Annotated in this window: 17 protein-coding genes and 1 tRNA gene; 7 read left to right on the plus strand and 11 right to left on the minus strand. The window is 69.3% G+C overall.

Annotated elements, in window-relative coordinates:
- Window positions 1-49 precede the first annotated feature (49 nt).
- Window positions 50-220 carry a hypothetical protein gene (locus tag H4W80_RS36625; protein ID WP_192789241.1) on the minus strand — a complete coding sequence of 57 codons (171 nt, stop codon included), beginning with the start codon at window positions 218-220 and terminating at the stop codon, window positions 50-52.
- 84 nt (window positions 221-304) lie between these two features.
- Between H4W80_RS36625 and H4W80_RS36630 the strand changes: the two genes are divergently transcribed.
- Window positions 305-1,306 (plus strand): LysR family transcriptional regulator, encoded by a 1,002-nt coding sequence (locus H4W80_RS36630; protein WP_192789242.1) that lies wholly within the window; start codon window positions 305-307, stop codon window positions 1,304-1,306.
- Window positions 1,307-1,631: 325 nt separating this feature from the next.
- Here H4W80_RS36630 and H4W80_RS36635 read toward each other — a convergent pair whose 3' ends face one another.
- From H4W80_RS36635 to H4W80_RS36650, 4 genes are all read right to left on the minus strand, one after another.
- Window positions 1,632-1,925 carry a hypothetical protein gene (locus tag H4W80_RS36635; RefSeq protein ID WP_192789243.1) on the minus strand — a complete coding sequence of 98 codons (294 nt, stop codon included), beginning with the start codon at window positions 1,923-1,925 and terminating at the stop codon, window positions 1,632-1,634.
- A gap of 417 nt (window positions 1,926-2,342) precedes the next feature.
- Window positions 2,343-2,714: a DoxX family protein gene (locus H4W80_RS36640; RefSeq protein ID WP_192789244.1), complete on the minus strand. Its 372-nt coding sequence runs from the start codon at window positions 2,712-2,714 to the stop codon at window positions 2,343-2,345.
- 81 nt (window positions 2,715-2,795) lie between these two features.
- Complete coding sequence (locus H4W80_RS36645; RefSeq protein WP_192789245.1) at window positions 2,796-3,476, minus strand: SDR family NAD(P)-dependent oxidoreductase; 681 nt, start codon at window positions 3,474-3,476, stop codon at window positions 2,796-2,798.
- 27 nt (window positions 3,477-3,503) lie between these two features.
- Window positions 3,504-4,442, minus strand: coding sequence for an NADP-dependent oxidoreductase (locus H4W80_RS36650; RefSeq protein WP_192789246.1), 939 nt, complete (start codon window positions 4,440-4,442; stop codon window positions 3,504-3,506).
- A 321-nt stretch (window positions 4,443-4,763) separates the two neighbouring features.
- Between H4W80_RS36650 and H4W80_RS36655 the strand changes: the two genes are divergently transcribed.
- A complete protein-coding gene (locus H4W80_RS36655; protein ID WP_192789247.1) occupies window positions 4,764-5,159 on the plus strand; it encodes an OsmC family protein in 396 nt (131 codons plus the stop codon).
- 272 nt (window positions 5,160-5,431) lie between these two features.
- On the opposite strand, the gene H4W80_RS36660 is transcribed toward H4W80_RS36655, so the two are convergent.
- Window positions 5,432-5,504: transfer RNA gene (locus H4W80_RS36660), tRNA-Arg, on the minus strand.
- 193 nt (window positions 5,505-5,697) lie between these two features.
- Here H4W80_RS36660 and H4W80_RS36665 point away from each other — a divergent pair.
- Both H4W80_RS36665 and H4W80_RS36670 read left to right on the plus strand, forming a co-directional pair.
- Window positions 5,698-6,957 (plus strand): sensor histidine kinase, encoded by a 1,260-nt coding sequence (locus H4W80_RS36665; protein ID WP_225963858.1) that lies wholly within the window; start codon window positions 5,698-5,700, stop codon window positions 6,955-6,957.
- Window positions 6,954-7,586, plus strand: a complete 633-nt coding sequence (locus tag H4W80_RS36670) for a response regulator (protein ID WP_192789248.1) — start codon at window positions 6,954-6,956, stop codon at window positions 7,584-7,586. Before H4W80_RS36665 ends, H4W80_RS36670 begins: the two co-directional genes overlap by 4 nt.
- Before the next feature lie 11 nt (window positions 7,587-7,597).
- On the opposite strand, the gene H4W80_RS36675 is transcribed toward H4W80_RS36670, so the two are convergent.
- Together H4W80_RS36675 and H4W80_RS36680 are read right to left on the minus strand one after the other, a co-directional pair.
- On the minus strand, window positions 7,598-7,849 hold the full coding sequence (locus tag H4W80_RS36675) for a hypothetical protein (protein ID WP_192794452.1): 252 nt from the start codon (window positions 7,847-7,849) through the stop codon (window positions 7,598-7,600).
- Between the two features lie 24 nt (window positions 7,850-7,873).
- Complete coding sequence (locus tag H4W80_RS36680; RefSeq protein WP_192789249.1) at window positions 7,874-8,332, minus strand: MaoC family dehydratase; 459 nt, start codon at window positions 8,330-8,332, stop codon at window positions 7,874-7,876.
- 263 nt (window positions 8,333-8,595) lie between these two features.
- On the opposite strand from H4W80_RS36680, the gene H4W80_RS36685 reads away from it, so the two are divergent.
- On the plus strand, window positions 8,596-9,777 hold the full coding sequence (locus H4W80_RS36685) for an AAA family ATPase (RefSeq protein WP_192789250.1): 1,182 nt from the start codon (window positions 8,596-8,598) through the stop codon (window positions 9,775-9,777).
- A gap of 103 nt (window positions 9,778-9,880) precedes the next feature.
- Here H4W80_RS36685 and H4W80_RS36690 read toward each other — a convergent pair whose 3' ends face one another.
- Complete coding sequence (locus H4W80_RS36690) at window positions 9,881-10,675, minus strand: MauE/DoxX family redox-associated membrane protein (protein WP_318787234.1); 795 nt, start codon at window positions 10,673-10,675, stop codon at window positions 9,881-9,883.
- Window positions 10,676-10,682: 7 nt separating this feature from the next.
- Window positions 10,683-11,627: a hypothetical protein gene (locus H4W80_RS36695; RefSeq protein WP_192789251.1), complete on the minus strand. Its 945-nt coding sequence runs from the start codon at window positions 11,625-11,627 to the stop codon at window positions 10,683-10,685.
- Window positions 11,628-11,843: 216 nt separating this feature from the next.
- On the opposite strand from H4W80_RS36695, the gene H4W80_RS36700 reads away from it, so the two are divergent.
- Window positions 11,844-12,353, plus strand: coding sequence for a SigE family RNA polymerase sigma factor (locus H4W80_RS36700; RefSeq protein ID WP_192789252.1), 510 nt, complete (start codon window positions 11,844-11,846; stop codon window positions 12,351-12,353).
- 27 nt (window positions 12,354-12,380) lie between these two features.
- Here H4W80_RS36700 and H4W80_RS36705 read toward each other — a convergent pair whose 3' ends face one another.
- On the minus strand, window positions 12,381-12,878 hold the full coding sequence (locus tag H4W80_RS36705) for a MarR family winged helix-turn-helix transcriptional regulator (RefSeq protein WP_225963859.1): 498 nt from the start codon (window positions 12,876-12,878) through the stop codon (window positions 12,381-12,383).
- A gap of 172 nt (window positions 12,879-13,050) precedes the next feature.
- On the opposite strand from H4W80_RS36705, the gene H4W80_RS36710 reads away from it, so the two are divergent.
- Window positions 13,051-13,617, plus strand: a complete 567-nt coding sequence (locus tag H4W80_RS36710) for a YceI family protein (RefSeq protein WP_192789254.1) — start codon at window positions 13,051-13,053, stop codon at window positions 13,615-13,617.
- Window positions 13,618-13,751 lie beyond the last annotated feature (134 nt).

Here is a 13,751-nt window from a genome sequence, read left to right on the forward strand (position 1 = left end):
CGCCTCGATCGGGAGGTGTACCGCTGGGAGACCGGCGGTACGGCCGGTCTCACGTCGTGCTTCTGCTGAGCTTGCCGCGCTTCGACTTCTTGAACTTCGCGGGCGACCCGCTTGCGACGTTCTGAGCTGTCAGCCCCGGCGGGTGGACCAGGCTCAGGAGGACGCCGATCTGGGCGGGCGACAGCGGCATGCCGCTGAGCAGCTCTTTCATAGGGATCATGGATCCAGCCTGACGGAGATTGCGACGCCGGGTCCAACACCGGAAAGGCCGGGATTAACGCGGATCTGTTGTTAATGTTGCCGCGTGGACCTGCATCCCCGGCTGCTCAGGGTGTTCGTGACCGTCGCCGAGGAGCTGCACTTCGGCCGCGCCGCGGCCCGCCTGTACGTGGCCCAGCAGGCGCTCAGCCGCGACGTCCGGCGGCTGGAGGACCAGCTCGGGCAGGCGCTGTTCACCAGGTCCACCCGCCGCGTGGAGCTGACCCCGGCGGGAGCGCGCCTGCTGCCCGGGGCCAGACGGCTGCTCGCGCTGCATGACGAGCTGGTCGCGGAGGTCTCCAGCGCTCGGGGGCCGCTGCTCGTGGACGTCAACATGCAGGGGCACGAGCCGCCGCGACCGCTGGTCAGGGCCAGGGAGCTGGCGCCGGGCGTGGAGATCCTCGCCCGCTTCCACGGCGGGCTGGCCTCCGGGGCCGCCGCCATGCGGGAGGGGCGTCTCGACGTGTCGTTCGGCCGGTTCGCCGGACTGCCCGCTTCCGTGCGCAAGGGGCTGGTCCAGGTGCCCGTACGGCTGGATCCGCTCGCCGTACTGGTGCCCGAGGAGCATCCGCTGGCCGCGCTCGAGGAGGTGCCGCTCGGCGTGCTGGCCGATTTCCCGCTGGACGCCATGGCAGGCAACCCCGCCACCACCGAGTGGACCGACCTTGGTGAGCGCCTGGCGGAGGAGTTCGGGCTCACCCCGGCCACGCCACACGCGCCGCCGGTCGGCACCCACGAGATGGGCCTCTACCTGCAACGGCACCGCGAGCCCGTGCTGGCCACGGCGAAGGTCGGCGGAATCCCCGGCGCCGTGGTGCGGCCTCTGATCGATCCCGTGCCGCTCGCCCTGGAGAACCTCGTCTTCCCCGAGGGCCTGCGGCATCCGGGTCTCGACGCGCTGCTCCAGGCCGTGACGGAGATCAGAAGCGCGGAACGCTGGCTCCGCCGGCCGCCGCACTCCTGGCTGCCCGAGGCCGACGAGGCGCTGCTGAGGCAGCCGGGACATGGTCAGGGGGACGGCGTCTCTGGGGCGGGACGAGGTCCGTGACGGTGGTCGACATGACCGAGGCGAGCCGCAACGACGTGGACGGGCACGCCCGTCGATTGCCCTGACAAATACGAAGGCCCGCTCCAGGATTTCCTGGTAGCGGGCCTTTCTGCTGTGCGCGGCCGAAAGGACTCGAATCCCTAACCTTCTGATCCGTAGGGAAGGGCAGGCAGCACGCCCATCCCTGTGTTGCAGATCTGACCAGCAGCATTAGACGGCAGGATCGCTCCGACATCCGGTGAAAGGAGCAATCGTCAAGATTTGATGGTCACCTGAGAACTACGAGATTCCTGATGATCTGATCGCTGCCCAGCGCGCCTCTTGATCAGGGGATGTACACCTCGTAGTAGAAGCCCGGCAGATAAGGGCCACCTCCGCGGAACCAGTGACAGCCGACGAGCCCGGTGTATTGACCGTTCTGGGCAGCGTCCTCGAAGGCGAGGTCGCAGTCGGCCAGGGTCTGGTAGGGGCCCTGCAGGTACCAGTCCGGTGCCGGCCAGCCCGCGGTGGCCACGGCTGTGCTGGTCCGGGTGCCGGCGAAGGCCGGTGCAGCACTGGCCAGGACACTGGCGCCGAGCGCCACGGCGAGTACAGCGGAATGTAATCGGCGGGTCTTCATTGTGGGTGACTCCTCACATTCGGGAAGGAGAATACCTTTAGGTCATCACCGGCCACGAGCAATCGTCAAGACCCGCAATCAACGCAGCATCCCCCGCCACTGGTCATAGCGAACAATCGCCAAGACCGCTGGCTAAAGAGCTTTAGCCGGCTATTCTCGGGCCGTTCGACGAGCTTGCCTTTGACGAACGTGGACCCTGGGCCACTACACCCGAGGACAGGCGCACCCGCAAGCGCGCCTTCGAGACCCACTGGCGCCGAGCGGGCGTGCCCGCATCCGCGTCCACGACACCCGGCGCATAGGAGCTGCTGGACGAGCAGGCGACCGATGCCGCCGGTCGCACCGAAGACGGTGACATGCATGAGGTGGGTGACTTCCCGCGGCAGAGGCAGAGGTAGAGGCTGAAGCAGGGCGGGGTCAGAAGCCGTAGGGGCCGAAACGGCCCCAGGCGACGAACGCGGCCAGCACGAACAGGACCGCGTTGAAGGCGATCGCGGACGGTTCCTTGCGACGGACATGGGCGAGCGCGGCCAGGACCATCACCACGGCCAGGCCAGTGGCGGCCAGCGGGGTCAGGACGGGCGCGATGCCGGAGAGCGCGGGCAGGATCAGCCCGAGCGCGCCGGCCAGCTCGGCGATGCCGATGAAGCGGACGGTGCCGGCGGAGAAGTCCTCCACCCACGGCAGCTTGGCAGCGAGCTTGTCCTTGGGCTGGGTGGACTTCATCACTCCGGCCATGCCGAACATGGCGGCCAGGACGGCCTGCACGATCCACAGGACGACGTTCATCGAAAGATCTCCTTGACGGTAGGGGGTGAGAGGGAGCCCGGCGCGCGGTGCTCCCGCCCGGCGGGGGTGCGGTCGGCCGCTTCAGCCGTTGAAGACGAGCTCGGGCTGGTCGCGGCGCTCGTACAGGTCCCAGTACAGGGGGGCGATCTGCTCGGGCGTGGCCGCGGGGATACCCTCGGGGCCGCCCTCGCCGATCCAGGTGTTGATCGCGACGTGCGCGGCGTGCACGCCGCTGCCGGCCAGCTCGTTGTGCAGGTTGAGCACCCAGTTGCGCAGCGCCGCGGCGGCGGCGTTGACGTTGCCGAGCATGGGGACGGGGTGCACCGAGCCGCCGCCGGTGGTGAACAGCAGCGTCCCGGCGCCGGCCTGCCGCATGGCGGGCAGCACCGCGTGGGCGGCGGCCAGCGCGCCGTAGACGGTGTATTCGATTTGCGGCTGCAGGTTGTCCACTGTGACCTCGGTGGGGACCGCCATGGTGAGGCCGGGCACCGGCGAGTGCGGCGCCGGGGAGTACTCCAGCACCTCGATGCCGCCGAAGCGGTCGGCTGCCGCGTCGAGGGCGGCGGACAGGGAGGGCCGGTCCAGCACGTCGGCGGGGAACGCCGCGGCCGTGACGCCCTCTGCTTGGAGCTGGGCGACCAGGCTCTCCAGCTTGTCCTTGGTACGGGCGATCAGAGCGACGTCGAAGCCGCGGCCGCCGAAGGTGCGGGCGATGGCCAGGCCCATGCCGGGCCCGGCACCGACGATGGCAATGGTGGGCACGATCAGGTCCCTTCCGTAGGCGAGGGTTCAGGAGCAGGTGACGGCGAGCTTGCCGAGCGCGCCGGCGCCGAAGGCGGCGAACGCCTCCGGGGCCTGCTCCAGCGAGTACGTGGCGGTGACCGGGACGCGCAGCGCGCCCGAGGCGGCCTGGGTGGCCAGGGCGGTCAGGGTCTGCGGACTGGTGTCGGCCATGATCGTGTGGACGGTGACGCCGGAGACCTCGACGGCGTCGGCGGTCAGCCCGATGGTGGAGGCGAGGCGGCCGCCCGGCCGCAGCAGGCTCGCGAGCTGGCTGCCGTCCCCCGCCAGGTGCAGTACGGCGTCCACCCCTTCCGGGGCGAGCGCGCGGACCTGAGCCGGCAGATCGCCGCTGAAGTCCACGACGTGAATCTCGGCGTCGGTGAGGCCGGCGACGAAGCCGGCCTCCGCGCCGGGGCGGGCGGTGGCGATGACACGGGCGCCGCGTGCGACAGCGAGCTGTACGGCCAGCGCGCCCACTCCGCCGGTGGCGCCGGAGATCAGCACGGTCTCGCCTTCGGCCGGGGCGACGGCGGTGATGCTGTCCAGCGCCGCGGTGCCGGCCAGGCCCAGCGCGCCCGCCTCCTGGACGCCCAGGCCCTCCGGGATGGGGGCGATGCCGTAGCCGGCGGGCACGGTGACGTACTGGGCCAGCGAACCGGTGCCCAGGAACGGCTTCATCACCACGCCGAAGACTGCCTGCCCGGCCGTGAAGCCCTCGACGCCCTCGCCGAACGCCTCGACGGTGCCGGCGAAGTCCTTGCCCACCACCAGCGGGAAGCGGTGCTCCATCGCCCCTTGTAGATAGCCGGCCGCGGTGGCGGCGTCGAAGCCGTTGATCGAGGAGACGGCGACCTTGACCAGCACCTCCCCGGCCTCGGGCTGCGGGGTGGGGACGTCGGCCACGGACGGGGTCGCGGGGACGGAGTTCAGTGTTACGGCACGCATGAGCTGCACCTTTCGAAAGTGGAACGACCTACCCGATTCCATGATGCAGCCTAGCAATGAAAATGGGTAGGCCGTTCCACTTGAGTAGGTCGGGGTTCATGACCTCCACCGCAGAGCCCCACTCGCCCGCCGACCGGCAGCCCGGGCCGGGACTGCACGCCGACGCCGAACGCAACCGCGAACGCATCCTCCACCGCACGACCCAGCGGCATGAGCGGCTGTTCCCGCGCGAGGGAGTGCTGTCTTGCCGGTTGGCGGCTGCGACGTGTAGGACGGCTCTTGTCGTCGTGTCCGTACGCCCGAGGTGCCGGGAGCTGAATCATGGATGATCGTTTCGACGTGATCGTGAGCGCAGGATCGCTGAAGGTGACGGACGAGCACGCGGTGCATTTCCCTCATCGGTGGACGCCCGAGGGCGTGAGCGTCAGGGCGGACTTCACCGGAGGACATCTCCTCCACCTCGCGGCGGCGGGATGCGTCCTCAACGACCTTTACCGGGAGGCCGCCGCACTGGGGATCGAACTCCTGGGAGCGCGCGTTTCCGCAGCCGGCGGCTTCGATACCGAGAGCTGGCGGTCAACCGGGATCACCTACACCGTCGACGTCAGCTCCACTGCTCCAGCCGAGAGCATCGCCCACCTGATCGACATCGTGGACTCCGTCGCCGAGATCCCCCGCGCCATCCGACAAGGTGCGACCGTGCAGAGGATCAGCTGACCGACCATCCAGGAACGCAGCCAACGAGGACTTCCACACTGCTACGGCGGCATGATCAGGGGGTGGTGTGCGCCGGCCTTCCGCGTCGACAAGACCCCCGGCAGCTATCTGGCCGGTCTTCATCTACGCGGGGCCATCCTGCGGGAAGCCTTCGGCCGATCTAAAGATCCGAACTCCGTACAGGCCAAAGGTGTTAGCAAGATCCCGAGATTGTCCTGACAAGCACGAAGGCCCGCTCCAGGTTGTCCCTGGTGGCGGGCCTTTCTACTGTGCGCGGCCGACAGGAGTCGAACCCGTAACCTTCTGATCCGTAGTCAGATGCTCTATCCATTGAGCTACGGCCGCTCGCTGCGTAAGCAAGCATAGCGGGTTCTGCGGAGTACCTCGAACCAGATATGGCAATCATGTGCCCGCCCCTCCGTCCCGCCCTCCCGGATGGAGGGTGATCTCGCTGGTCGGCCGGGCGTGGCGGTACATCGAAGGGTGTATCCACAGGCGGGTCCCGCGCAGGAGGGAACCGGGCGTGTGGGGTGGTGAGATGGGGGACATGAAGCGGGAGGCGTTGGGGGCCGGGGTGGCCTTTGCGATGGGGGACATGAAGCGGGAGGCGTTGGGGGCCGGGGTGGCCTTTGCGATGGGGGTGGTTCTCATCGTGGGTGGGGCCGCGCTCCAGCGGGGCGTGCCGGTCTGGCTGCTGTGCGTGCCGCTGGCCATCACCTGTGCCGGGGTGCTGGTGCGGCGGCGGGCGCCCCTCGCCTCGCTGGGGTTGGGGGTCGTCGCGATCACGATCGACGCGTTCGTGGGGCCTTCGCTGGCGACGGTGCTGATCTTTACGGACAACCTCTATGCCGCGGCGCTTTATGGGCCGGCGCGGTTCGCCCGGTGGCTGCTCGGGATCACCGCCGTGCTGGCGGTCGCGGCGGGGGCCGTGGCCGGGTTCCTCGCCGAGGACTGGTGGATGCTCGCTGTCATGGGGGTGCAGGCGGGGCTGGTGCTGGTGACGCCCGTCACCACGGCGCTGGTGCTGCGGGAGCATCGGGATCGGGCGGCGGCGGAGCGGGAGCGGGCCGAGCAGGTGGCTCATCTGGCCGAGCTCGATCGGCAGGCGGCCGTCGCGGCGGAGCGTACGCGGATGGCTCGCGAGCTGCACGACATGATCGCCAACCATTTCAGCGCCATCGCCATCCAGTCCACCGCCGCGCTTTCGCGTAAGGATCTCGATCGGGCGACCGTCCGGAAGGTCATGGAGTCCGTACGGGAGAACAGCGTGAAGGGGCTGGCCGAGATGCGGACGATGATCGGGCTGCTGCGGCAGGAGGGTGACGATCCCGCTGAGGCCATGCGGCCCCGGCTGGCGGATGCGGAGACGCTGGTGGAGCGGGTCACGCGGGCCGGGCTGGTCGCCGAGTTGCGGGTCGCGGGGGAGCCACGGGAGCTGCCCGCGCCGGTCGATCTCGCCGGATACCGGATCCTGCAGGAGGCGCTCACCAACGCGCTCAAGCACGGGGAGTCGCCTGTCCGGGTCGTCGTCACGTACGAGGCGGGGCGGGTTCTGATGAGTGTCGAGAACGCGGTCGGCGGGCGTGCGGCGCGGCTGCCTGGGGCCGGGGCAGGGTTGATCGGGATGCGGGAGCGGGCGTTGTTGGTGGGCGGTTCTTTCGAGGCCGGGGCCTCGGATGGCGGTGAGCTGTGGCGGGTGTCGGCTGAGTTGCCCACCGGTGATGAGCAGATGGTGCCGTACGCGGCCGTCCTGGGCTTTGGGCCCCGGGACAGGGAGTCGGGGGTCGAGGCGCGGTGACGATCAAGGTGTTGGTGGCCGACGATCATGCGGCGGTCCGGGCGGGGATCGTGCTGATTCTGGACGGGGTCGAGGACATCGAGGTCGTCGGCGAGGCGGCGGACGGGGAGCAGGCCGTGGCCATGGCCCGGGAGGTGCGCCCGGACGTGGTGTTGATGGACGTGCGGATGCCGCGGCTCGACGGCATCTCGGCCACGCGGGAGCTGGCGGGGGTCAGTGATGTGCTGATCCTGACCACGTTCGATCTCGACGAGTACGTCTTCGGGGCGCTGCGGGCGGGGGCCGCCGGGTTCCTGCTGAAGAACACCGACGCCGAATCGCTGGTCGAGGCCGTGCGGCTGGTGGCGCGCGGGGATGGGCTGATCTCGCCGGGGGTCACGCGGAAGCTGATCGCGGCGTTCGCCGGGCAGGCGCCGCGGAGGGAGCCGGTGTCCGATCCGGGGGGTTTGACGCCTCGGGAGCGGGAGGTGCTGGCCTGCATCGGGCGGGGGCTGTCCAACGCCGAGATCGCCAGAGAGCTGGACATGGCGGAGGCCACGACGAAGACGCATGTCAGCCGGGTGCTGAACAAGCTGGGGTTGAAGAGCCGGGTGCAGGCGGCGATCTACTACTCGGGGGAAGGGGGGTAGCGGGCGTCCTGTCACCGGGGTACGGGTGCCGGGTTCAGGATGATGTACTCCTTGGCGTCCTGCACCCTCGACCCGGCGTGCCAGGAAGGCGGCGTCGAGTATCCGTTTTCGGGGTGACGATCCGGTTCTGGATCGCGGGGGAGCCCGTGCCCGCCGCCCAGGGCCTCCTGGACGAGATCGGCCGCGTCCTCGGAATTTCCGGGCGGCACGAAGCCGTACCGGAGCAGCCCGTCGCCCCGGGCTCGGACGAACCCAGGGATCACACGGGACGCGCTTCTGTCGCGAACCTACTCGGCGGGAACGTACAGGCTCAGCGTCTCGGCGATGCAGGCGGGCCGCTTCTCGCCCTCGATCTCGATCGTCATCTTCAGGCTGGACAGGTAGCCGGCGGGGGTGCCCTTCACGTCCGTCAGCTCGCCCACGGCCCTGATCCGCGCGCCGACCATGATCGGCCGGGGGAAACGGACCTTGTTGAGGCCGTAGTTGACGCCCATGGCGATGCCCTCGACCTTGACCATCGAGAACATGAACGACGGCAGCAGCGACAGGCTCAGGTAGCCGTGGGCGATCGTGCCCCCGAACGGCCCCTCCTTGGCCCGCTCCACGTCGACGTGGATCCACTGGTGGTCGTCGGTGGCGTCGGCGAAGAGGTTGACCTGGTCCTGGGTGACGGTGCGCCACTCGGTCGGGCCGAACTTCTCGCCGACGGCCGCCTTGAGCTCCTGAACATTCGCGAAGGTCCGCATGGATCCGAACGCTATTGCGCAGGCGGGACGGCTGCCAAGTTCGGCGCCGCCGCGACGCGCTGCGAAGATCTTTACTCGAAACCATCGCATAGGTGTTCGAGTCCGCGCTACAGTTCTGTGTACCGCAATCGAACAAGGGTTCGGCCTGGTGAGAGGGGGTGTGTCCGATGACGGTGCTCGCGACCGCCCCTGCTCGGACACGCCGTAGCACTTTCTTCCCAAATCTAAGACGGCCGCTATATCCGGCAATAAAGTCCGAGAGCGTGGACCCTGTGCGAAACCCCTACGCTCCCGGCGCCGGGCAGCGTCCGCCGGAGCTCGCCGGGCGCGACCGAGAGCTGCAGCAGTTCGAGGTCGTGCTGGAGCGAGTGGCCCGCGGCCGTCCCGAGCGCAGCATGGTCGTCACCGGCCTGCGAGGCGTCGGTAAGACCGTCCTGCTCAACACGTTCAAGTCCATGGCCATGCAGCGGCTGTGGGGCACGGGCAAGATCGAGGCCCGGCCCGACCAGTCGATCCGGCGCCCCGTGGCGGCCGCGCTGCACATGGCCATCCGGGAGCTGGCCCCGCGCCACCGCGCCCCCGAGCGCATCGAGGAGTTCCTCGGCGTGCTCAAGGCGTTCGCCATGCGCGATCCGGCGGCGGCCAAGGGCACCTCTCACTGGTCGCCCGGCATCGAGGTGCCCGCCAGCCGCGGGCGCGCCGACTCCGGCGACCTGGAGATCGACCTCACCGAGCTGTTCGTCGACGCCGCGAGCGTGGCCACCGACCTGGCCGTGGGCATCGCGCTCTTCATCGACGAGATGCAGGACGTCCCGGCCGCCGACGTCTCCGCGCTCTGCGCCGCCTGCCACGAGCTGTCCCAGACGGGCGGGCCGCTGATCGTGGTGGGGGCCGGGCTGCCGCACCTGCCGAGCGTGCTGTCGGCCAGCAAGAGCTATTCCGAACGGCTCTTCCGCTACGCGCGCATCGACAAGCTCGACCGCGAGGCGGCCGATCTCGCGCTGATCCTGCCGGCGCGGGAGGAAGAGGTGGAGTTCACCCAGGAGGCCCTCGACGCCCTCTACGAGGCGGCCGACGGCTATCCCTACTTCGTGCAGGCGTACGGCAAGGTCGCCTGGGACCTGGCGCCGCGCAGCCCGATCACCATCGACGACGTCAAGGTCTCGGCGCCGGAGGCCGAGGAGGAGCTCGCGGTCGGGTTCTTCGGCAGCCGCTACGAGCGGGCCACCCCGGCCGAGCGCGACTACATGCACGCCATGGCGCAGATCGGCGACGAGCCGGTCGCCACCGCGGAGGTGGCCGACGCCCTCGGGCGAAAGCCGTCCAGCCTCTCACCCGCCCGTGACAGCCTCATCAAGAAAGGGCTCATCTACAGCGCCGAGCGCGGCCTGATCGCGTTCACGGTGCCGCACTTCGGGAAGTTCCTGCGCGCTCAGCCGGTCTGAGCGGCGCCCCTAGACCTCTATTGGGCTGTCTAGTGGGGAAGCTAGACAGCCCAATAGAGCTGTATCGCCATGCCTGTCGAGCGGAATCTAACGCTCTCTAGCGTCAGGCCGATACTGGCGTATATTCCGGCAGAGGCCCGCTGTCCGCCGCGCTGACCACGGCCATCCGCACCGGCGGGCGCCGGCCGCTGAGGTAGACGGCGAAGACGACGTCGTCCGCGTCGTGGTTGTGGAAGGCGTAGAAGCGCCAGCACAGCTCGCGCCAGCTGTCGTACGGCTCGGCCGAGGTCAGCTCGCCCGCGTGGGCCCGCCAGGTGCCGCTCGACCTGAGCCTGGCCAGCGTGACCGACTCGGCGGGGCCGCGGCGCTGCTCGCAGGGGGCGCGGAACCGTACGCGGTCGATCAGCTCCTCGATCTCCGGGGAGAGCAGCGCGAGCACGGCCACGCCCGCGGCCGTCAGCCACGACGGGTGGATCACGGCCGCCCACCCCGGCACCGGCGCCCACACCGACAACCCGGCCATCCCGGTCAGCGCGACCGTCCGGCCGAGCGAACGCAGTCCGACCGGCGCCGAGCTCACCTCGCCGAAGCAGCCGCAGCCCGCGTCCGGCCGGCGTCTGCGCAGCTCCAGCAGCACGTACGTGGACAGGGCGAAGAAGGCGACCGTACCCCACCGGAAGAACGGATGCGTCGTGACCAGCAGTCCCACCGCCAGGAACAGCTCACCCGCCGCGCAGACCAGCAGCGCGACGGCCTGCATCCGACGCCCCGGCACCAGGACCGCGGGCCCCAGCCTGGACAGCGAGCCGGGTTCGCCTCCCGTGCGCACGGTGATCAACTTGGCCACCATGCCCAAGAGGAGCAGCGCGATCAGAAGCGGCAGCTGCGATTCGAGCACGTGCCCGTCACCCCAATCCGATCTGAGCGTTGAAACAGCCTTTGACCAGGTCGCCGCCGAGCTCCACGTAGGAGAACGGCGACAGCTCCACGATCCGCCCGCGCGGCGAGGTGTCGCACTCGACGCAGCGGTCGCAGAAGCGTCCCGCCACGCATCCGCACGCCACCACGGGGATGTTGGTGCTCCGCTGCGAGCACAGGTTCCTGACCTGGAGCAGCGACCCTACGGCGAGGTACGGCAGCCCGGTGCACGACACCCCGGCGTCGGGGCAGCCGGTGTCGGAGCGCTCCAGCATCGGGTACGCGGCGCCGCGCTCTTCCTCGTCGAACGTGTCCGACCAGGTGGCGGGGCCCGAGATGCGGGACTGCAGGCCGGCGTACGCGGGCGGCGGGGTGGGCACCGCGCGGGCCGGATAAGGGGGCTGTGAGGTCGCGGGCAACATGGCCAGGCTCGTCCCGTCCTGCCTGATCCCGATCGCGTCGAACAGGTAACCGGGCTCGAACTTGGGATGCCGCACCTGCAGCCGCCCCGACGCCCGGTAGGGGATGACGATCGTACGGTGGCCCCGGTGCGGGCCGCAGTCGAGCTCGACCGTCAGGTCCCGGCGCCCGCTGATCGACAGGATCGTCCCGGTGATGCGGGTGGTGTCCGCCCAGATGCGCTCCACCACGCGTCCGTCGCGCGTGCGCATGACGACCATGGAACCCGCGGGGAGGTCGGAGGGCGCGGCGTCCTTGCCGTGCCAGGCGGTGGCCCAGGGGGCGATCACGAGCCGCTCCTCGGCGCCGTCGGGCGTCTCGATGATGATCAGATGCGGGCTGACGTCCTTGATCTCGCCGGCGACGGCGCGTAAAGGCTCCCCATTGTCCGGGTCAGGACCGGGAACGCCGGATTCGCGACCGAGCGCGGCCGCGGCGAGCACCCGGCGGCGCTCAACGCTCGGATACCCCATCGGCCCCTCCCTCGTCGGTACTAGATTCACACGACTTGGGCGTAGGTCACACCGTAGCGGCGCAGACGGGATCAAAATACGCATCCCCGGGGAAGTGAGATGACACCCGGCGTCGAACAAACCGCCACCGACCTTGACCTACCTTTATCGTCGGCGGGCCGAAACCTGAATTCTGGTTCAGGCTCAATAGAGCATCCGGCTGCGATTCTGGCCACGATGCAGACCACCGGTTGGGAAGACGAGTTCCGCGAGTACGTGAGGGCGCGCGGTCCTGCTCTGCTGCGCGCGGCCAACCAGCTCACCGGACACCCGCTGGACGCGGAGGATCTGCTGCAGAACGCGCTGACCAAGACGTACCTGGCCTGGGACCGCATCGAGGACCGGGGGGCGCTCGACGGGTACGTGCGGCGGGCCATGGTGAACATCAACATCTCGCAGTGGCGGCGGCGCAGGCTGGAGGAGTACCCCTCGGACGATCTACCCGAGGTGTGTTGCACCTCCGAGGAGCCGCACGGGGACGTTCACGAGCAGCTGGAACAGGCCCTGGAGGAGCTGCCGGAGCGGATGCGGGCGGCGATCGTGCTGCGGTATTACGAGGACATGACCGAACCGGAGATCGCCAAGACATTGGGGATCAGTGTGGGTACGGTCAAGAGCACGGTGTCGCGCGCGATGGCCAAGCTCAGGAAGGCGCTGGGCCTCCCGCCCCACGGGCCCGGCTCATGACCTCCGCGTTGACCCTGCAGCTTTGACCTACGACCCCGCCGCCGTACCCCCCGCTGGGGCCGCGGCTTCTTCCGCCTGCACTGCGGCCATCTCCGCGCATGCTGCGGCGGCCTGCGCCCCAGCTGCCCCACTCGCGCCTGCGGTGGCGCAGGGCCGTACCACGTCCCTGATCTTCCGCAGCGTAGCCAGGAACGCCTCCAGCTCCTCCGCCCCCAGCAGCCCGGTGAACCAGTCGTCGATGTCCTGCACGTGCTGTGGCAGCACGGCCTCCAGCCGCGCCCGCCCGGCCTCGGTGAGTACGGCGTAGGAGGCCCTGCGGTCGCTGGCGCACGCCTGCCGGGTCACCAGCCCTTCCCGCTCCAGCCGGTCGACGACCCTGGTCACCCCACTCGTCGACAGCTCGGTCTGCGCGGCCAGGTCGGTCATCCGCAGCCGCTGCCCCGGGGAGCGGCCCAGCCGGAGGACGGTCTCGAAATCGATCTCCGACAACCCCGCGCCGCTGAGCACCGGCTGGAGTCTGGCCAACAGGCCCCCATGCACCTCCGTCAGAAGCCCAACGGCCGTCAGCCGGTGGTCGTCAAAGTTCATCACCCTCATAGCGTAACTGACGATAGTTGACGCGCGGAATATTCCTCGTGTAGAAATTTGTTGCCGCAGACATCCGCACAGCAACGAACCCCAATCGAGGAGAACCCCGATGACCACCACCCGCACCTGGGAGTCCCTGACCATCCCCGCTGTCGGCACCTACAACCTGGACGTGGCTCACACCCGCATCGGTTTCATGGTCAAGCACATGATGGTCAGCAAGGTCCGTGGCCACTTCGGCTCCTTTAGCGGCTCGGTCACGATCGCCGAGAACCCGCTCGAGTCGACCGCCGAGCTCACGATCCAGGCCGACAGCATCGACACCGGGGTCGCCGACCGCGACGGCCACCTGCGCAGCGACGACTTCCTGGCCACGGAGAAGTTCCCGACGATCACCTTCAGGAGCACCCGCGTGGTCGGCCACTCCGGCGACGAGTTCACCGTCGTCGGCGACCTGACGGTCCGTGACGTCACCAAGGAGGTCGAGCTCACGGTCGAGTACGGCGGCGCCGGCACCAACCCGTGGGGCGCTCCGGTCTGGGGCTTCTCGATCACCACGGAGTTCGACCGCGAGGAGTTCGGCCTGACCTGGAACCAGGCCCTGGAGACCGGCGGCGTCCTGGTGGGCAAGAAGGTAAAGATTGAGATCGAGGGCGAGGCCAACCCGGCCGCGTAACCTGGTTATCCACAGCCTCGAAGCCCGTCCACGCTCTGGGCGGGCTTCATCCACAGGCAGTTACCCACAGGCTGTTGATAACTCTTGGCGAAGGACGGGGATCAATCACTTTGCCGCCTCGCCAGAAGGCCGGT

Origin of the sequence: Nonomuraea angiospora (assembly GCF_014873145.1) — a bacterium.
Lineage (GTDB): Bacteria > Actinomycetota > Actinomycetes > Streptosporangiales > Streptosporangiaceae > Nonomuraea > Nonomuraea angiospora.